Genomic DNA, 18,977 nt, shown 5'->3' on the forward strand with positions numbered 1-18,977 from the left:
TCACACGTGAGCCACCCCATGGAGTCACCGGAGTTCTTCCGCGACCCGTACCCGCTGCTCGCCGCGCTGCGCGAACGCGGCCCCGTCCAGCAGGTACGGTCCGGGCCGCACGGCGCGACCTGGCTGGTCACCGGGTGGGCCGAGGCCCGTACCGCCCTGGCGGAGCCCCGGCTGTCCAAGGACACCACCCGCTACTTCGCGGACAAGCCGTCCAAGCGCGACCTGGCCCCGGCCGTCAGCGCCACCATGCTCGCCACCGACCCGCCGGACCACACCCGGCTGCGCAGGTTGGCCGTCAAGGCGTTCACGCCGGCCGCGGTGGCCCGTCTGGAGCCGCGGGTGGCCGAGATCGCGGACGGACTGCTGGACCGGATGGCCGCCCAGGGCGGTACGGCCGATCTCGTCGAGGACTTCGCCGTACCGCTGCCCATCGAGGTCATCGGCGACCTGCTCGGTGTGCCCCGCGAGGACCGGGCCGCGCTGCGCGGCTGGTCCAACGACCTCTTCGCGGCCGGCGCCCCGGACACCATCGACACCGCCTCGCACGCGATCAGCGACTACATGACGCGGCTGATCGCGCAGAAGCGGGCCGCCGGGGCGGCGGACGGCGCCGGCGGCCCGGGCCGTGACCTGCTGACCGACCTGATCGCCGCGCGCGACGAGGGCGAGCGGCTCAGCGAGTTCGAGCTGGTCTCGCTGGCCGTCCTCCTGGTCGTCGCCGGTCACGAGACGACCACCAACCTGATCGGCAACGGCGCGCTCGCGCTGCTCCAGGACGACGCGCTCCGCACCCGCCTGCGCGAGGACCCCGCGCTCGTCCCGGACGCCGTGGAGGAGCTGCTGCGCCACGACTCCCCGATCACCACGGCCACGTTCCGGTACGCGGCCGAGCCGCTCACCCTCGGCGGCGCCGAGATCGCCGCGGGCGACGTGGTACTGGTCTCACCGGGCGCCGCCAACCGCGACCCCGCCCGCTTCACCGACCCCGACGCCCTCGTCCCCGGCCGCGCCTCGGGCCATCTGTCCTTCGGTCACGGCCCCCACCACTGCCTCGGCGCCCCGCTGGCCCGTCTGGAGGGCCGGATCGCCTTCCACGCCCTCCTCACCCGCTTCCCGGACCTGCGCCTGGCCGTGCCCCCGGCCGAACTCCCGTGGCGTCACACCCGTCTGATGCGCGGTCTGGCGCATCTGCCGGTCACGTTCGCGGCCTGACCCGCCGGCCGTCCGCCGTACGCCGCAGGCGCGCCGGGAGCGCCGGAAGCGCCGGTTCCGGTGTCACTCCCCCGACGCGAAGGCCTCCACCGCGCGGCAGACGGCGGCCGCGTGGTCGGCCAGGTAGAAGTGGCCGCCGGCGAACGTCTCCTCCCGGTACTCGGCGACGGTGTGCGCCTTCCAGGCAGCCGCTTCCTCGCGGGACACCCGGGGGTCGGCGGCGCCGGTGAGGCACAGCAGCGGAATGTCGAGCACGGCGTCGGCGGCGGGCCGGTACGTCTCGATGACGCGGTAGTCGTTGCGGATCGCCGGGAGGATCAGCCGCACGATCTCCGGGTCGTCGAGGAGTTGGCTGTGGGTGCCGTCCAGGCGGCCCACCTCGGCGAGGAGTTCCGCGTCGGTTCCCTGGTGGAAGTTCTTCTCCTCCCGGAACATCGAGGGCGCGCGGCGGCCGGAGACGACGAGCCGGCGCGGCGCGGGCCGTCCGAGGTCCGCGAGCCGCCGGGCGGTCTCGAAGGCGACGGACGCGCCCATGCTGTGTCCGAACAGCACCAGCGGGGTGGTGTCCTGAGGGCTCAGGCAGCCGACGATCTCGTCGGCGAGCCCCTCCACGGAGGTGACGAACGGGTCGTTCCACCGGTCCTGGCGCCCCGGGTACTGGATCGCCGACACGTCGAACTGTTCGCCGAGGTGGGCGGCGAACGGGCGGTAGTACGAGGCCGATCCCCCGGCGTGCGGGAAGAAGATGAGGTGGGCGGCGGGCCGCGGCCCCCGGCGTACGTCCCGTATCCAGGCGTTCTTCCCCGTCATGTGTCGTGCTCCTGTGCTGGTGGGCCGATGGTCGGGCTGCTCGTACGGGTGCGGTGCGGCCGGTTCGGCCGGACCGCACCCGTACGGGTCAAGGATGACCGGTCGGGGGTGCATCGGGCCAGCAGGAAATCGATCAAGAACGTCGGAGGCCGGCTTCCGCCCCTCAGCGCGCCAGCGCCGCGGCCCCCGTCGCCGCTTGTTCGGCGGCCCGTGCCCGGGCCGTGGCCGCCTTGGCCGTTTCGCCGAGCTGGTCGGCGAGGCGCGCCTGGGCCAGCCAGTTGTACGGGCAGACCGGGCGCAGGCTGATGCGCTCGCTGAGCAGGGTGCGGGCGGTGTCGTCGCGTCCGGCCCGGAGCGCGGCCTCCAGCAGCGTCTTCTGTACGGCGTCCCGCTGGGCGTGGCTGCCGCCGAAGGTGTTCAGGTGGTAACGGACGGAGGCCAGGAGGTCGACGGCCTGCCCGTACCTGCCCTGTCCGTAGGCGATCAGAGCGCGGCAGACGGGCAGGCCGACCCCGGCGGTCATGGCGACGTTGGACAGTCCGGGCCGGGCGCGGACGAGCCAGGCCGCCCGCTCCTCGACGAGGCGTTCGGCGTCGGCGACACGGTCGGCGCCGACGTACGCCATGACGGCGTGCACGTCGTTGAAGGCGTAGTACGGCGGGTCCTGGCGGGCCGCCCAGGCGTCGGCGAGGCGTTCCCAGCGGGGGCCGGCGCCGCGGTCGGCCAGCAGGAGCCGCCACAGGAGGGCCGAGGCGTCCAGGAGTTCCATCGCCAGGCCCGGCGACTCCTCGTGGTGCAGCACGGCGTCGTAGATCTCCAGCGCCCGGTCCGTGTCACCGGATTCGAGGGCGTAGAGGCAGTAGTGCCACCAGTTGTGCACGTTCAGGTAGTTGCCGGAGGCCCAGTCCTCCATGCGGGCGTCCAGGAAGCGGATGCCCTCCGCGAACCGGCCCTGCATCTCGTAGGTGTGCACGACCGCGTGGATGCCCCACACGTCACGGGGGTTGCGCTGGACGGCTGCCAGGCCGGTCTCCTCCGAGCGGGTGTAGTGGCCCGATTCCTCCAGCCCGAAGGCGTACATGCCGAGGAGGTGGCCGTAGTGCGGGTCGTCCTCGGGCCAGGCGGTGAGCGCGCCGCCGACGCGGTCGCGCAGGCGGGCGGCGTCACCGGTGAGGAAGTCGATCTGGTGGCCGACGGCGAGCGCCAGTTCGTCGCGCGGGAAGGCGACGGTCAGCTCGCCGAGCACGTGCCCGGCGCGGTGGATGTCTCCGTCGAGCCAGGACGCGGCGGCGGCGAGGTGCATCCGTTCGCGGTCCGTCGGCCGCCCGGCGCGTACACAGTCCGTGAAGCGGGTGAACGCCGCCTTGGCGGCGGTGGCGTCCTTCTCCTCCGTGCCCAGCAGGCCGAGGTAGGCCGCGAGGACGTTGCCCATGACGGACTTCGGGGCGGCCTGGAGGACCGCCTGGGACGCGGTGGCGACCGCACCGCGGAAGAAGAGCAGGTCGCGCAGCGCGTCCTCGTAAGAAGACAGGGCTTCCGCGCTGGTCTCCGACATCACGTGACCGTGCCGGTCACGGACCGTTCGCGGCATCATCGGCTCCTCACGGCACTCTGGCGTCACTGGGGCCCCCGCCTTACCTTGTCGGGGGTAGGAATTCTGTTCGATCACCTGTCATGTCCCGGTCTTGAGATCACAGACAAGAGGTGCGCCTTGTTCCTTCCCCACAGACCGGCCCGCCCATACCGCGGCGGGGCCCGTGGACCGGTCGTTCTGGCCGTGCTCCTCGGAGTCCTGACAGCCGCCGTCGCCACCGGACCCGCACGGGCGGCCCCCGAGGCCGCGCCCGCGGCCCGGCCCCCGCTCGTCCAGCCCGTCGACCCTCAGAACTGGCGCAATCCCGACGCCATGACGTGGGCCGAATACCGCGCGGTCCCCGGCACGAACTGGGCCGACCCCGCCCTGAAGCCCACCCGGCGCATGTTCAAGGGCGCACTCGTGCTGCTGGACTACCCGGACGAGGAGTTCAGCGTCAGCAGGCCCGCCGGCTCGTCCGTCTTCGGCAACCCGCAGCCCGGCGCCCACGACATCCCCCGCGCGAAGGTGCCCGCGTTCTACCGGGACTTCCTGAACAAGCCGGGCAAACTCAACCGCGGCCACACCATCAACGAGTACTGGATGGAGGACTCCGGCGGCCGGCTCGGCGTCGAGCTGACGTCGTTCGGCGTCTACCGGATGCCGTTCAAGTCCTACCAGTACGGCATCGAGCCCGGCATGAACCCCGGCGCCTGCCCCGTCGGCGACAGCTGCGGCAAGAACATCCGCACCGACGGCAAGGCCGCCTGGGTCGCCGACGTGGGCGACGCGGAGACCAAGAAGTACGACTTCATCTTCTACCTGACCGCGGGCCAGGACGAGTCGGCCGCCTGGCAGGAGTTCGGGCAGATGAAGTTCGCCACGCCCGAGGACGTCCCGGCCGCCTGGGGCCCGCCCTCCCCCATTCAGGGCGGCGGCAACGCCGCCCGCACCCGCTACGTGCCGTGGACCTCCTGGAAGGCCGCCGCCCGCATCTGGCCCAACGCCGAGACGGGCTCCTCCACCCAGGCCGAGAGCTCCGGCATGGCCGTGTACGCCCACGAGTTCAGCCACATCCTGGGCATCGCGGACAACTACAACAATCCGTACGGCACGCCGCTGCGCCGGGCCTACACCGGCATCTGGAGCATGCTCTCGCGCGGCTCCTTCAACGGTCCCGGCGGCCCGCACACCCGCTGGCAGATACCGGCCGCCAACGGCGCCTCGATGGGCTCGCAGCACGTCCTGCGTGACAAGCTCAAACTCGGCATCGTCGACGAGAAGAACGTCCTGCGCCTGGACCGGGACGCGCTCAAGACGTCCGGCGTCGCGGTCGCCCAGGTCACCGCGCGCTCCGCGCCGCCCGGCGCCAAGGGCCTGTCCGGCGTCAACATCACGCTGGGCCGGGACCTGGAGCCGGCCTGCTCCACCACGGCCGACCCGTTGTGCGACGGCGGCGGCTACGACAACTACACCGTCGAGGTCGTCGACCGGATGGGCATGGACTCCTTCACCCCGGACAACGGGGTGCTGCTGTCCAAGACCAAGAACGAGGACCGGGCCCCGTTCGCGTGGGTGATCGACGCCCACCCGGAGGACATCGGCATGGTCGACTTCCGGCGCCCCGACGGCACCCCGCAGATGATCACCATGGGTGACTACCGGCAGCTCAGCGACGCGCTGTTCCACGCGGGCGCGGACTCCGGCAGCGCCTACGAGTACGTCGACCGGGCCAACCGGCTGCACTTCTACGTACTGGACATCCGGCGGGACAAGAAGGGTGTGCTGAGCTACACCGTCGCCGTCCGGTCCCTGGACGGCGCGGGCCCGCAGCGCCGCGGTGCGAAACTGCGCCACGGCACGACGCACGGCAACCCCGCCAAGGGCCGGGCGGTGTGCACCTTCCCGCTGACCAACACCGGCCGGCCGGGCAGCGGGGGCGCGCACCTGGACTCCGACGTGTACCGGCTCTCGGCCGCCGCCACCGGACGCGGCTGGTCCGCCTGGCTGCCGCACCGGATCGCCACCGCGAAAGCCGGCAGCACGGTGAGCGTCCCGGTCGCCGTCACCGCGAAGCCGGGCGCCGCCCGGCACGGCCGGGTCGTGCTGAAGGCCCGCTCCGAGAGCGACCCCCGCAAGTCGGTCCAGGCCATCTGCACGCCGGCCCGCTGACCCGGCGTACGGGCCGTGCCGCTCGCCCCGGGTGAGCGGCACGGAGGCCGGCCGGTGCGGGCCGCGGAGCGTCAACCGGCGCGGCCGGCCGGTACGGCGTGCCGCGGTGCCCGTGCCTTGGCCTCCGCCGCGTACGTGTCGACGTACTCCTGCTCGGACAGCTTCAGCAGGGCGTACATGATCTCGTCCGTGACGGCCCGCAGCACCAGCCGCTGATCGGCCATCCCGGCGTACCGGGAGAAGTCCAGCGGCTCCCCGAAGCGGATGGTGATCGGGACGACCCGCGGCAGCCGGCGCCCGGCCGGCTGGGCCTCGAACGTCCCGATCATCGCGCACGGGATCACCGGCGCGCCCGTACGCAGCGCCATCTCCGCGACGCCGGTCTTCCCCTTGTACATCCGGCCGTCGTGCGAGCGCGTGCCCTCCGGGTAGATCCCGAGCAGCTCGCCGCCGCTCAGCACCCGTACGCCTTCCTCCACGGCGGCCTGGCCCGCGCTGCGGCCGGAGCGGTCCACCGGGATCTGCCCGCAGGCGCGGAAGAAGGCCGCCGTCAGCCGCCCTTTGACGCCGCGTCCGGTGAAGTACTCCTGCTTGCACAGGAAGGTGATCCGGCGCTTGACCGTCGCCGGCATCAGGAAGCTGTCGCAGAAGGAGAGATGGTTCCCGGCGATGATGGCGGCGCCCGAGGCGGGCAGGTTCTCCAGTCCCTCGACGCGGGGGCGGAACAGGCACCGCAGCAGCGGCACCATGACGATGGATTTGAACAAGTGATAGAACATGTAACTGATCCCCTCCCCAGAGTGATCCCCCGCGTCGGGGGACGGTAGTGCCGCTCCGCTTCCGGAGGGAGAGGGCCTATTGAGCCATCGTCAGGACGGCGGGCGAAGCGAGCGGATCACGCCACCGTGCACCGTCGGGCCGGTGCGGGCGTGCTCACTCGTTCGCCGGTGTCTCGTCGGCGAAGACCTTGGTGACGATGTGACCGTCCTCGGTCAGGTAGCCGTGCAGCATCCCCTCGCTGCTGTGCGGGGCGTCGAAGACGCCCCGGGCGTTCAGCGCGATCACACCGCCCGTGCCGCCCAGGTGGGGCAGCCGCTTCACCAGCACCTCGTACGCGGCGCCGGCCAGGTCCCGTCCGCCGAACTCGATCAGGTTCGAGATCGTCACGGTGGCGGCGCCCCGGAGGAACACCTCGCCCGCGCCCGTGGCGCTGGCCGCGACCGTGTCGTTCTTGGCGTACGTGCCCGCGCCGACGACGGGCGAGTCCCCGACCCGGCCGGCCATCTTGTTCGTCAGCCCGCCGGTGGAGGTCGCCGCCGCCAGGTCCCGCTTCCCGTCCACGGCCACCGCGCCGACGGTGCCCTGGGTCAGGGTCTCGCCGGAGCCCTTCAGCCGTCCCTTGGCCTTCATCAGCTCCTGCCAGCGCTTCTCGGTCCAGTAGTAGTCCTGGGTGACGGTCGGCAGGCCGTTGCGGGCCGCGAAGTCATCGGCGCCCTCGCCCGCCAGCAGCACGTGCTTGGTCTTCTCCATCACCAGCCGCGCCGCGGAGACGGGATTGCGTACGTTGCGGACGCCGGCCACGGCCCCCGCCGCGAGGTCGGAGCCGCGCATGACCGACGCGTCCAGTTCGTGGCCCGCGTCCTCGTTGAACACCGCGCCCTTGCCCGCGTTGAACAAGGGGTTGTCCTCCAGCCTGCGTACCGCGGCCTCGACCGCCGCCACACTGCTGCCGCCCTCGCGCAGCACCTTGTGCCCGGCGCGCAACGCCCCGGTCAGACCGTCGCGGTACGCCTTCTCCTGGGCGGGGGTGGTGTCCTCGCGCTTCAGGGCGGTGCCCGCCCCGCCGTGCACCGCGATGACGACGTGCCGGGCGTCCGGCCGCGGCTTGCCCTTGGCGGTCTGCGCCGCGCGCGCCGCGACGGGCCCGGCCGCTTCCGGCTGAGCGGCGGAGACCGCGTTGCTGCCGGGCACCACCGCCAGCAGCGCGGCCACGGACAGCGCTCCCGCGCACACGCACGTCATGCGGACTGCCGACTTCCTGGCCATGGACTCTCTCCCTCGAACGGGTGATCAGGCGTCGGCACGATATCGCGCACATGCCAAGCGGCAGCCGCCATGATCCGGCCGACGCGGCGGGCCGCCCCCGGCAGGCAGGGGCGGCCGTACGGCTCAGACCGTGTGGATTCCGGGGTCGCTCACCCCGGCCGTGCCGTTCTCCACATGTCCCGCGAACCGGCGCAGATATGTGCGGTCCGCGTCGCAGACCACGCTCACGTCGTACCAGCGCTTGCCCGCCCGCAGGTCCAGGGTGTGGGTCACCCGCTGCCCCGGGCGCACGGTGAACGTGCGGGACGTGCTGCCGTACGCGTCGGTGACCTTCAGGGTGCGGGCGCCGTCGCCCGCGTTGGTCAGGACCAGGTCGAGGTTGCCGGTGGCCCTGTTGTGCCGCGCGGTCACCTCGGGCCCCGCCGTACTGCCCGGCCCCCGGAACGTCCGCAGGAAGCCGTTCGGGCCGAACACCGAGAGGTCGTACGTGCCGTTGGAGTAGGCCGTGTTCCAACTGTCGGAGTCGGCCTTGCCGCGCTCGGTGGTGTACGTCCACGGGCCGTCACCGCGGTTCGGCGCCGTCACGTAGAAGTGCGCCCCGGCGGCGTCACCGCCGCTGAAGGTCAGGCGGTACTTCCCGGCAGCGGTGTCGGCGGCACCGTCGACGTACGGGGCATAGGGCAGCGGCCGGGTGGGACGGGTGCCGCGCTCCTGCCGGGGCAGGCGGCCGGCGGCCGGCGGCGCTGGGTGGAAGTCGGCGGGCTTCGGATGGATCGGCGTGTAGCCGCCGGTGTCCGGCAGCGCGCCCGGACTGCCCGTACGGCTGAAGTCGAAGGCCGAGGTCAGATCGCCGCAGACGGCGCGCCGCCACTTCGAGATGTGCGGCTCGGCGACCCCGAAGCGGCGCTCCATGAAGCGGATGATCGAGGTGTGGTCGAAGGTCTCGGAGCAGACGTATCCGCCGGTGCTCCAGGGGGAGACGACGAGCATCGGCACGCGCTGGCCGAGGCCGTACGGGCCGGCCGGGAAGCCCGCGCCGCCGGGGTAGAGCTCCATTTCGGTGGAGACGGTGGACCGGCCCTGGGCGGCGTCGGCCGGCGGGTACGGCGGGACGACGTGGTCGAAGAAGCCGTCGTTCTCGTCGTACGTGAGGAACAGGGCCGTCCTGGCCCAGACCTTCGGGTCGGAGGTCAGCACGTCCAGGACCTGGGAGATGTACCAGGCCCCGTAGTTGGCGGGCCAGCTCGGGTGCTCGGTGTACGCCTCGGGACAGGCGATCCAGGAGACCTTCGGCAGCCGGCCGTTCCTGACGTCCGCCCGCAGGTCGTCGAGGAGCTTTCCGCCGCCCTTCACATTCGAGCCGCGCCGGGCCTTCTCGTAGAGCGGGTCGCCGGGCTTCGCGTTGCGGAAGCTGTTGAAGTACAGCAGGGAGTTGTCCCCGTAGTTGCCCCGGTACGGGTCCTTGATCCAGCCCCAGCTCCCCGCCGCGTCCAGACCGTCGCCGATGTCCTGGTAGATCTTCCAGGAGACGCCCTTCGCCTCCAGCCGCTCGGGGTACGTCGTCCAGCTGTAGCCCTTCTCGGCGTTGTCCAGGACCGGGCCGCTGGGGTCACCGGGCCCCTTGCCGTCGTTGCCCGTGTAGCCGGTCCACAGGTAATAGCGGTTCGGGTCGGTGGAGCCGATGAACGAGCAGTGGTAGGCGTCGCAGACGGTGAACGTGTCGGCCAGCGCGAAGTGGAACGGGATGTCCTTGCGCGCGAGGTGCGCCATCGTGGTGGACGTCTTGGCCGGGACCCACTGGTCGTAGCGGCCGTCGTTGAACGCCCGGTGGCTGCCCTTCCAGTCGTGGTTGAGGTCCTCGATGAAGGTCAGCCCGAGGTTGTCGTCCTTGACCTGGGGCCGGAACGGCAGCACCTCCTTGCCCTTGCCGTCGGACTGGTGCCACACCGGCTTGCCGCTGGGCAGCGTCACCGGCCGGGGGTCGCCGAAGCCCCGTACGCCGCGCAGCGTTCCGAAGTAATGGTCGAAAGAACGATTTTCCTGCATCAGCACGACGATGTGCTCGACGTCCTCGATGGAGCCGGTGCGGCGGTCGGCGGGGATCGCGGCGGCGCGGGCGATGCTCTGCGACAGCGCGGAGAACGCGGCGGCCCCGCCGGTGAGTTGCAGGAACCGCCGCCGGTCGAGTTCTGGCATGGCTGAAATGCCCCCTTGGGCTGGGAGGGTACGGGCGCGACTGGAGTGTTCCAAGAGGAACCAGGCCGTGGGAAGACGCCGTGTCACCCCGGTGAAGATGCGCCGGAGGTGACGTGAACAGGCGACGGACCACCCTCCGTCGCCTCCGCACGGGGCATACGGTGCCCCGCCGCCCATACCGGCCCGCCCGGCCCGAGGCGGACCGTGGACGACAGGTCGGGCGAACCCTCGCCGACGGTACGCTTCGGTCGGCCTGGCATATGCCAATTGCATACCGCGCATTTTCCGCCGCCGCGTGATCGACCGATTTCGCCGCCAATGTCGCGCACGCCGTCGTTGCGGAATCAGGTAATTCCGATCACCAGTTTCGAACCGAGTTGCTGCTGAGTAGGGTGTGGCACTGCCGGTGGAGCTGGGGGAACAGTGCGTACCGGTTGATTTCGGCATGGCTGAAAATGCGCTGGTGCCCGACCTCACCGGCAGAACGGCAGGAGCGGCAAGGGACATGACCGCTGGGTTATTCGAGGGGCAGTACGTGTGGCATCCGGCAGCCGATGACCTCCGGCTCGCGCGGGCCTGCGTGGACATCCGGGCAGGCCGCTACTTCGGGGCGCGCGAGATCCTGCGGGAGGCGCGCGGGGACCACGGCGTACGCGCGCACCGCTCCTTGGTACTGGCCTCCGAAGCGGCCGATTCGGACCTGGCGGAGCGCTGGCTGGCCGAGGAACCCGGCCGGGAAGCGGCCCTGCTGTGGGCGCGCGTCGCGGTACTGCGGGCGGTCCGCGCGGCCGACGGCGGCGACAGCCGGGCCGAGGCCCTCGGCCGGATCGCGGTGGCCGCCTGCGACCGCGCCGCCGAGGCGGCTCCCGACGACCCCACACCGTGGTCGGCCAAACTGACCCTGGCCCGCCTGCAGCAGCCCCGCGATCCCGCCCCGCAAGGGCTGCTCACGGCGCCGCCCGGCCCCTGGACGCTCTTCTCCCACATCCTGCGGCTCGACCCCTGGAACCGCGAGGGCCACCACCGCTTCCTGTCGTTCTTCTTCCCGCGCCACGGGGGCGAGGCGAACGCGGCCTGGGACGTCGCCGCGTTCCTCAGCCAGCGGGCCCCGGCCTCCTCCCCGCTGCGGCTGCTGCCGCTGGTGGCCCTGGTGGACGGCTACAACGCCGATTCGCTCCTCGCGGAACGCACCTGGGAACAGCCGCAGTGGAAGGCCACGGCCCTCAGCGTCTACCGCAACTGGCTGCCGCACGTCGCCGGTTACCGCTTCACTCCCGTGCTGGACCTGGCCTACCTGGCGCACGCGCTGCACATGGCGCAGTGCGCCTTCGAGGCGCGGGCGGTGTTCACGGCCATGGGCCCGTACGCCTCCCGTATGCCGTGGAGCGCCTTCGGCGACCCCGAGGAGCAGTTGAACAAGGCGAGACGCGCGTGCGGTCTCCCGGTGCCCGATGCTTCCTGACGTCCCGGACGGCGGTTCCGGGGGCGGCGCCGCGCGCCCGCCCCCGGGACCGCCGAGCCATGTCCCCCGCCCGGGGCGCTCCACCCACCGCACCCCGCCCCCGGCCCCCTGATGTCCCGTTCACCCATCCCCCCGGCCTGCCGGCCCCGGCCTCCCGTGCCCCGGCACGCCCCGAAGACAGGTGCCGACACCGCGTATCGGCGCTCCGCGCCGATGTCTTCCTGTCCCCCACCAGAAAGGTTGCGGTTGTGTCCGATTCCGTGTCCCCCGCCCGCACCAGAAGCCACCGCGCCGCGGATCCCGTCACGCTCGACGACGACGCGACGCTGCACGCCATGGGCTATCCGCGGAAACTGACCCGGCGGTTCCGCGCGTTCGACAATTTCGCCATCTCTTTCACCATCATCAACATCCTTTCCGGGATCTTCTCCTCCTTCGGGTTCGGTATGAACGCCGGCGGGCCGGTGATCCTGGTCTTCGGCTGGATAGCCGTCGCCGCCATGGTGCTGTTCGTCGGCGCCTCGATGGCGGAGATCGCCTCCGCCTACCCGACCAGCGGCGCGCTGTACTTCTCGGCCGGGAAGCTGGCCAAGCGGCACCGGGGCGCCTGGTCCTGGTACACGGGCTGGCTGAACTTCGTCGGCCAGGTCGGCGGCACGGCCGCCACCGGCTACGCGGCGGCCACCTTCATCCAGGCGTTCATCGCCATGCAGTGGCCGTCCTACGAGGCCAGCCCGCAGCGGGCGGTCCTGATCACCGCGGCGATCCTCTTCGTCCAGGCGCTCGCCAACACCTTTACGGTGCAGCTGGTCGCGGTGCTGAACCGGATCTCGGTGTGGTGGCTGCTGATCGGCCTGGTCGTCATCGTCACCGCGCTGGTCGTGCTGCCCTCGCACCACCAGTCCCCGTCGTTCGTGACGCACTTCGTGAACAACACCGGGTTCACCAACGGCCTGTACGGCGCGATGCTCGGCCTGCTCGTCACGAGCTGGACGTTCACCGGGTTCGACGGCAGCTTCCACATGTCCGAGGAGACGGTCCGGGCCACCGTCAACGCGCCCAAGGGCATCATGCGGGCCATCGGCTACTCCGCGGTCGCCGGCCTGGTCCTCATGCTCGCCCTGGTCTTCGCGATCCGCGACTACGCGGGCGCGGCGAGCGCCGAGGCACCGCCGGTGCAGATCCTCATCGACGCGCTCGGCACCGGCACCGCCAAGTTCCTGCTGCTGATCGTGATCGGCGCGATGCTCTTCTGCGGCCTGGCCAACATGACCAGCAACACCCGGCAGATCTTCGCCTTCTCGCGGGACGGCGCGATGCCCGGGTCCCGCTGGTGGCACTCGGTCTCCTCCCGCACCCGTACCCCCGTCAAGGCGGTCTGGCTGGCCGCGGCCTGCTCCCTGGTCCTCGTCATCCCCGGCTGGTGGTCGCACACCGCGTTCACCGCCGTCGTCAGCATCAACGTCGTCGGGCTCTTCCTCGCCTACGCGGTACCGATCTTCCTGCGGCTGCGGCTGGACACCTTCCAGCCCGGCCCGTGGAACCTGGGGCGGTACGGCAAGCTGGTCGCGGCCGTCGCGGTGACCTGGATCGTGATCAGCAGTGTGCTGTTCATGCTGCCGCAGGCCTCGCCGATCACTGCTGAATCGTTCAACTACGCGCCGATCGCGCTGGGCGTGGTCCTCGTCATCGCCACGGTGTGGTGGTTCGCCACCGCCCGACGGCGCTTCCAGGGTCCGGTCAGCTACGGTCGGCCCGACGAAGTCGCCGCCATGGACCTCATCTGACCCGCCGCCACCGCCCCGCTGCTCCGCACGGCAGCGGGGCCCGACAGCCAAGGACACCCACCAGGTATGACCTCCCCCGGCGAGACCCCGCACCAGAACGCCACCACCGGCACCCCGGCAGCCGACACGGCCGGCACCGCGACCGCGACCACGACGCCGGCCACGGCCCCGGGCGCCCCGGCCGGTGAGTTCACCGTCCGCCCCGCCACCCTTGAGGAATGGCGCGAGGTGGCACAGTGGGCCGCCGACGAAGGCTGGAACCCGGGCCACCACGACACCGACTGCTTCCACGCCACCGACCCCGACGGCTTCTTCATAGGCACCCTCGACGGACAGCTCGTCTCGTCGGTGTCGGTCGTCAACTACTCCTCGCAGTACGCGTTCCTCGGCTACTACCTGGTGCACCCGGACCACCGCGGCCGCGGGCTGGGCATGGCCACCTGGCACGCCGCGGTGCCGCACGCCGGGGACCGGACCATCGGCCTGGACGCGGTCCCGGCGCAGGAAGCCACGTACCGGCGCTCCGGCTTCACCACCGCCTACCGCACCACGCGCTACCGCGGACGCCCTGTACGCCCCGGCACACCCGCGGCGACGGTGGTCCCCGTCGCGCCCGGCCACCTCGACGAGATCGCCGCGTACGACCGGCAGTGCTTCCCGGCCGACCGGCGGGCGTTCCTCTCCCGCTGGCTCACCGCCGACGGCCACCACGCGTACGCGCAACTGCGGGACGGAAGGATCGCGGGTTACGGCGCGATCCGGCCGGCCCGCGACGGATACCGCCTGGGCCCCCTCTTCGCCGACACGTCCCGCGGCGCCGAGGCCCTGTTCGACGCGCTCACCGCGCACCTGGCCCCGGACGACGTGGTCCACGCCGACATCCCCGACCCGCACCACAGCGCACGTTCCCTGGCCCTCTCCCGGGGCCTGGCCCCGGACTCCCACACGATGCGCATGTACACGGGTCCGGTGGCACCGGTGCAGGCGGAGCGGGCCTACGCGGTGACGAGCTTGGAACTGGGCTGAGCGGAGCGCCGGAGCCTCGCCCCGCCGCCGCCGAAACGCACGCGAATCCCGCGCGCACACGCCTCGAACCCCCGTGCGCAGGACCCGCGTTCACGCGACGTCAGTACCCTCACCTGAGAAAGATGATGTTGCGCGGTGCGCATGGGGCACAGGAGGCTTCGATGGGCGACGGGGAGGCGGGGGGCGAGGACGCGGCGGCGTTCTCCCGGCTGGGGGCGAGGTACCGGGCGGAGTTACAGGTGCACTGCTACCGGATGCTCGGATCGTTCGAGGCGTCCGGCGAGCTGGTGACCGAAACGCTGCTGCGGGCCTGGCGCGAGCGGGAGACCTTCGCCGGGCCCGCGACGTTCCGTACCTGGCTGTACCGCGTCGCCACCCGCGCCTGCCTGGACCACCTGGCCGCCGGCCCGCGCACCCCTGCGACCGTGCAGCCGTGTCCCGACACGCTGCTGGAGCAGGTGCCGGCCCAGGAGCCGGCGTCGGGTGAGGTGGTGGCCGGGCACACGATCGGGCTGGCCTTCGTGACGGCGCTCCAGTCGCTGCCGCCGCGGCAACGGGCCGTGCTCATCCTGCGGGACGTGCTGGGCTGGTCCGCACGGGAGACCGCCGCGACGCTGGAAGTCAGTGTGGCGGCGGTGAACAGCGCGCTGCAACGCGCTCGTCCGCGGGTCCGGGACCGGGCACCTGCGAGATCGGCGGGCTCCGACGAAGGCGCTGTGCTCCAGCACTACGCAACGGCGCTGGAGAGCCAGGACAACAATGCGCTTGCCGCCGTACTGGCAGAGGGGGCAGGCTCTGTCCGGCTCGCCTTGCCCCCGGACCTCCGCACCATTGCCACCTGGATGAACCGGCAGCCCGCTGTCGCGCTCTACGCCCGGGGCCCGGGCGAGCCCGCCCACCGTGCCCACGCCCTCGAAGTGCTGCGCGTCGAGGACGGACGGATCGTGGAGATCACTGTTTTCGGCCCCGGCCTGTTCGCCGTCCTGGGCCTGCCCGTTGCCCTGTGACCCCTATGCCTCCTGTGACCCCTGTGACCCCTGTGACCCCTGTAAGGACATCACCCATGCAGAGAAGTGAGATCGCCGGTCTGCTGGCGCTTCTGGACGAGGAGCGCCGGAGTTCCGGTACGTCCGCCCCGGACGGGACGACCGTGCGGGAGACCGCTCCGGACGGCTCGGAGTGCCGGATCGTGTACGCGCGGTGTACGGAGGAGGACGCCGACCTGGTGATCCGCGCGGAGACGGCGCGTGCCGACGCGCTCGGCTGCACGCTGGAGTGGAAGCTGTACGGCCACGACGTCCCGGCCGGTATGGGAGACCGCCTGCGGGCGGCCGGATTCGAGCCGGACGACGTGGAGAAGGTCCTGATGCTGCCGGTCAGCGAGGCGACGGCAGCGGCATTCCAGGCACCGGCGTACGAGATCCGCCGCGTCCGGGACGCGCAGGGCCTGGACGACGTGGCCGAGATCTCCCGGGACTCGGGGCGCCGCAACGTCGCCGAGGAGCGTCGGCAACTGGAGCTGAGCCTGCGGGACACGCCCGAGGAGATGAGCGTCCACGTGGCGTACGTGGACGGTGTACCGGCGGCCTGCGGGCGAGTGTACTACCGGCCGGGCGGTGCCTTCGCCGAACTGGCCGGCGGGCGGACGCGCCCTTCCTACCGGAAGCGGGGACTGTTCACCGCGCTGGTGGCCGCCCGCCTGCGGGAGGCGGGTGCCCGCGGCCGTACCCACGCGTGCGTGGACGCGCTCCCCACGTCCGAACCGACGCTGGTCGGACGCGGGTTCACCGAGGTGACGACGACCCGGCCCTTCCTGTACGAGCCCGCGGCACGGGTCGGTTAGGCGACGGCGGGCCGCCGGCGTTCTCCCACGGGCCGAGCCGGCTCACGCGACGCGCGCCGGGCGCCCGTCGGCCTCGGTGTCGGCATCCCAGCCCTCGGCGGTGACGCGGGCCAGCAGGGGGCCGGAAACGGCGGCGGGTACGGCGAGCCGGACCGTCAGGTCCCCGCGTACCCCGTCGGCGGGGCGTATCTGCGCGTCCTCGGGACCGACGCCCAGTTCGGTGGTGGCCGCCAGCAGCCGGGAGAGTTCGCCGGGGCGGTCGGCGATCCGGACGCGTACGGACGTGAGATGCGCCGGACGCCCCGGGAGTCCCGTGGAGAGTTCGCCGAGCCCGGTGATGCCCCGGTCGAGGAGGTCGACGACCGCCGCCAGGCTGTGCGCGCTGCGCCGGTCGGCCGGTCCGGCCAGGTCGCGCAGCGCGGTGAGGAGTTCGGCGAGGTCGGCCTGGAGGTCGGTGAGGACACCGGCGACTGCACCGGCGTTGGCCTGGAGGATGTCGCTCCAGAGCCGGGAGTCGCCGCCGGCGATCCGGGTCACGTCCCGGAGCCCCTGGCCCGCGAGCCGCGCGGCCTGCGGAGGCCCGGCGCCGAGCCGGGCCGCCATCAGGCTGGACACCACGTGCGGCACGTGGGACGTGAGCGCCACCGCGTCGTCGTGCGCCTTGCTCTGCATCACCAGCGGTACGGCTCCGCAGAGCCCGATCAGGGAGAGCGCGCGGTCGAGGGCGGTGCGGGAGGTGAGCCGGGACGGGGTGAGCACCCAGACGCGGTCCTGGAAGAGGTCGACGCGGGCCGCGAGGGGGCCGGAGCGTTCACGGCCGGCCAGCGGGTGGCCGCCGATGTAGCGGGTCGGGTCGGGTGCCCTGGCCAGGACCGCCCGTTCCGGCTCGTACTTCACGCTGGCCACGTCGGTGTACGTACCGGCGAGTCCGCGGGCCTGCTGCTGGGCGAGGACGGGGGCGACGAGGCTGGGCGGGACGGCGATCACGGCGAGGTCCACCGGTTCGGGCGGCGGCCCCGGCAGCCCGGCGCCCAGCGCGGCAGCGGTCCGTACGGCGGACGGGTCGCTGTCCTGGAGGTACACCCGGACGCCGTGGCGGGCCGCCGCGAGGGCGAGTGAGGTGCCGATCAGTCCGGTGCCGACGACGGCGAGGGTGCGGATCACCGGGCACCGTCCGGGGGCGGGCCGGCCGGTGCGGCGGGCGAGGTGGCGGCCCCGTCCGCCGCACCGGCCTCCTGGGCCGCCGCACCACCGTTGGTGCGGAGCCGGTCGGTGATGAGCGCGGCGAGCCGGTCGAGGCCCTGCTCGATGCGTTCGGGGGTGAGGGTGCTGATGGACAGCCGGAGCTGGCGGCACTGCGCGGACGCGCCGTAGAAGTGGTGCATCGGGGTGAACAGCACGCCGTAGCGGCGGGCCGCGTGCTGCAGGAAGGCGTCGGTGACGACGAACGGCACGCTGACGACGACGAAGAAGCCGCCGGTCGGTTCGTTCCAGGTGACGCCGGGGCAGTCGGCGAAGCGCCGGGCCAGTCCGGCCAGTACCTGGCTGAGGTTGCGCCGGTAGACGTCCGTCTCGCGGCGGTTGGCCTCGACCATGCTGCAACCGTGCCGGAGCAGTTTGCCGCCGATGACCGCCTGGGCGATCGGCGAGGTGTTGACGGTGAGCATGCTCTTGATCTTCGACAGTTCGTCGGCGAGCAGCCGGTCGCCGCCGTCGCCGGTCACCCGCTGGTCGGCGACCACGAAGCCGACCCGCGCCCCGGGGACCCCGGTCTTGGCGAACGAGCCCAGGTAGACGACCCGGCGGTTGCGGTCCAGGGACTTCAGCGTCGGCGGCCGTTCGGCGGACGTGTGGAAGACGCCGTACGCGTTGTCCTCCAGCAGGAGGAGGTTCTCCTGCTCGGCGATCTCCAGCAGCCGGTGCCGGTCGGCCGGTTCCATGCTGGCGCCCACCGGGTTGGCGAAGTCGGGCGTCACGTAGCAGGCGCGCACCCGCCGGCCCGCGGCCCGCGCGCGGCGCAACTGGGTGAGCAGGTCGTCCAGATCGATGCCGTGCTCCCCGGTGTGCACCGGCAGCACGGGCAGGTCGGCGAGGAGCGCGGCGCCGGTGAGGCCGACGTAGGCGGGCCGGGGCGCGAGCACGGCGTCGCGGCTGCCGGCCCGCAGCGCGCGCAGGACGAGGAACATCGCCTCCTGGCAGCCGACCGTGACGACCACGGACCCGTCCACGGTCTCGATGCCCTCGTCCACGGCCAGGCCCCGCGCGATCAGTCCGGCGATGATCCCTTTCGTCTCGCCGTACTGGTAGAGGGTCCGCGCGATTTCCGTTTCGGTCATCCGGCGCTCGGTCCGCAAGTGATCGCAGAAGGTTTGCAGGTATTCATGCACCTGAGCTGCGTCATAAAAGCCTTCGTACGGCCGTCCCGCCGCGAAAGAGATCGCTTCCGGATACTCGTCGGCGATCTGATTCAGAAGATTCATGGACTCCATCGAGGCGTCGGCCAGCGAAGCGTGCAGCGTCGCGGCATTCAACTCGGCGACAATTTCCGGTTGCATGATTTCCATGGCTGCCTTCTGTCAGTCAGGAAGGGGTACGGCGCGCGCGTCCGCGGTCCGCGCCGGGCCCTCAGCATCCCCCAGGGCCGGATCGACAGCAATGGTTCTCCCGCGCGCGTACGGGGTCAAGGTGATACCACTCCGACGGCCGGGCCCATCGTATTTCTTGACAGGTGCGACAGCCGTAGCGCCGGAGTAATGTCGGGCATCACCGAAATGGTTCGCCTTCCGCTGTCCGGCGGCAGTGGCGAACACGCGAAGAGGACGAAGAGGTCCACGGATTGGACCGGGCCGG

General features: G+C 72.1%; 14 protein-coding genes. 7 read left to right on the forward strand and 7 right to left on the reverse strand.

The features are described from left to right. Positions 1-6 precede the first annotated feature (6 nt). Complete coding sequence (locus ACZ4QV_RS17095) at positions 7-1,212, forward strand: cytochrome P450 family protein (RefSeq protein WP_467763069.1); 1,206 nt, start codon at positions 7-9, stop codon at positions 1,210-1,212. A 63-nt stretch (positions 1,213-1,275) separates the two neighbouring features. Here the strand turns inward: ACZ4QV_RS17095 and ACZ4QV_RS17100 are convergent, their stop codons facing one another. Both ACZ4QV_RS17100 and ACZ4QV_RS17105 read right to left on the reverse strand, forming a co-directional pair. Beyond that, complete coding sequence (locus ACZ4QV_RS17100) at positions 1,276-2,022, reverse strand: thioesterase II family protein (RefSeq protein WP_361148380.1); 747 nt, start codon at positions 2,020-2,022, stop codon at positions 1,276-1,278. Between the two features lie 163 nt (positions 2,023-2,185). Next, positions 2,186-3,577 carry a tetratricopeptide repeat protein gene (locus ACZ4QV_RS17105; protein ID WP_467763070.1) on the reverse strand — a complete coding sequence of 464 codons (1,392 nt, stop codon included), beginning with the start codon at positions 3,575-3,577 and terminating at the stop codon, positions 2,186-2,188. A gap of 222 nt (positions 3,578-3,799) precedes the next feature. Between ACZ4QV_RS17105 and ACZ4QV_RS17110 the strand changes: the two genes are divergently transcribed. Then, positions 3,800-5,767, forward strand: coding sequence for a M6 family metalloprotease domain-containing protein (locus ACZ4QV_RS17110; protein WP_361636109.1), 1,968 nt, complete (start codon positions 3,800-3,802; stop codon positions 5,765-5,767). 71 nt (positions 5,768-5,838) lie between these two features. On the opposite strand, the gene ACZ4QV_RS17115 is transcribed toward ACZ4QV_RS17110, so the two are convergent. The 3 genes from ACZ4QV_RS17115 to ACZ4QV_RS17125 all read right to left on the reverse strand — a co-directional run bounded on the left by ACZ4QV_RS17115 (position 5,839) and on the right by ACZ4QV_RS17125 (position 10,009). Beyond that, the gene (locus ACZ4QV_RS17115; protein ID WP_361148386.1) at positions 5,839-6,546 is read right to left on the reverse strand and encodes a lysophospholipid acyltransferase family protein; all 708 of its coding nucleotides are present in this window, start codon (positions 6,544-6,546) and stop codon (positions 5,839-5,841) included. A gap of 154 nt (positions 6,547-6,700) precedes the next feature. Continuing rightward, a complete protein-coding gene (locus ACZ4QV_RS17120; RefSeq protein ID WP_361148388.1) occupies positions 6,701-7,813 on the reverse strand; it encodes an isoaspartyl peptidase/L-asparaginase family protein in 1,113 nt (370 codons plus the stop codon). Between the two features lie 123 nt (positions 7,814-7,936). Beyond that, the gene (locus tag ACZ4QV_RS17125) at positions 7,937-10,009 is read right to left on the reverse strand and encodes a phosphocholine-specific phospholipase C (RefSeq protein WP_467763071.1); all 2,073 of its coding nucleotides are present in this window, start codon (positions 10,007-10,009) and stop codon (positions 7,937-7,939) included. Between the two features lie 505 nt (positions 10,010-10,514). Here ACZ4QV_RS17125 and ACZ4QV_RS17130 point away from each other — a divergent pair. The 5 genes from ACZ4QV_RS17130 to ACZ4QV_RS17150 all read left to right on the forward strand — a co-directional run bounded on the left by ACZ4QV_RS17130 (position 10,515) and on the right by ACZ4QV_RS17150 (position 16,127). Then, positions 10,515-11,471, forward strand: a complete 957-nt coding sequence (locus ACZ4QV_RS17130) for a hypothetical protein (protein WP_361148392.1) — start codon at positions 10,515-10,517, stop codon at positions 11,469-11,471. Positions 11,472-11,806: 335 nt separating this feature from the next. Next, entirely contained in the window at positions 11,807-13,258 is a 1,452-nt protein-coding gene (locus ACZ4QV_RS17135; RefSeq protein ID WP_361148808.1) for an amino acid permease, read from the forward strand. A 66-nt stretch (positions 13,259-13,324) separates the two neighbouring features. Next, positions 13,325-14,284: a GNAT family N-acetyltransferase gene (locus ACZ4QV_RS17140; protein WP_361581554.1), complete on the forward strand. Its 960-nt coding sequence runs from the start codon at positions 13,325-13,327 to the stop codon at positions 14,282-14,284. A gap of 161 nt (positions 14,285-14,445) precedes the next feature. Continuing rightward, positions 14,446-15,291, forward strand: coding sequence for a sigma-70 family RNA polymerase sigma factor (locus tag ACZ4QV_RS17145; protein WP_361581557.1), 846 nt, complete (start codon positions 14,446-14,448; stop codon positions 15,289-15,291). 56 nt (positions 15,292-15,347) lie between these two features. Further along, a complete protein-coding gene (locus tag ACZ4QV_RS17150; protein ID WP_361581560.1) occupies positions 15,348-16,127 on the forward strand; it encodes a GNAT family N-acetyltransferase in 780 nt (259 codons plus the stop codon). A 42-nt stretch (positions 16,128-16,169) separates the two neighbouring features. On the opposite strand, the gene ACZ4QV_RS17155 is transcribed toward ACZ4QV_RS17150, so the two are convergent. Next, complete coding sequence (locus tag ACZ4QV_RS17155) at positions 16,170-17,288, reverse strand: prephenate dehydrogenase (RefSeq protein WP_467763106.1); 1,119 nt, start codon at positions 17,286-17,288, stop codon at positions 16,170-16,172. Further along, positions 17,288-18,691 carry an aminotransferase-like domain-containing protein gene (locus ACZ4QV_RS17160; protein WP_361581566.1) on the reverse strand — a complete coding sequence of 468 codons (1,404 nt, stop codon included), beginning with the start codon at positions 18,689-18,691 and terminating at the stop codon, positions 17,288-17,290. The genes ACZ4QV_RS17155 and ACZ4QV_RS17160 overlap by 1 nt, the downstream gene beginning before the upstream one ends. Positions 18,692-18,977: the final 286 nt, after the last annotated feature.

The sequence above is a fragment of the Streptomyces sp. NPDC026394 genome (genome assembly GCF_055567735.1).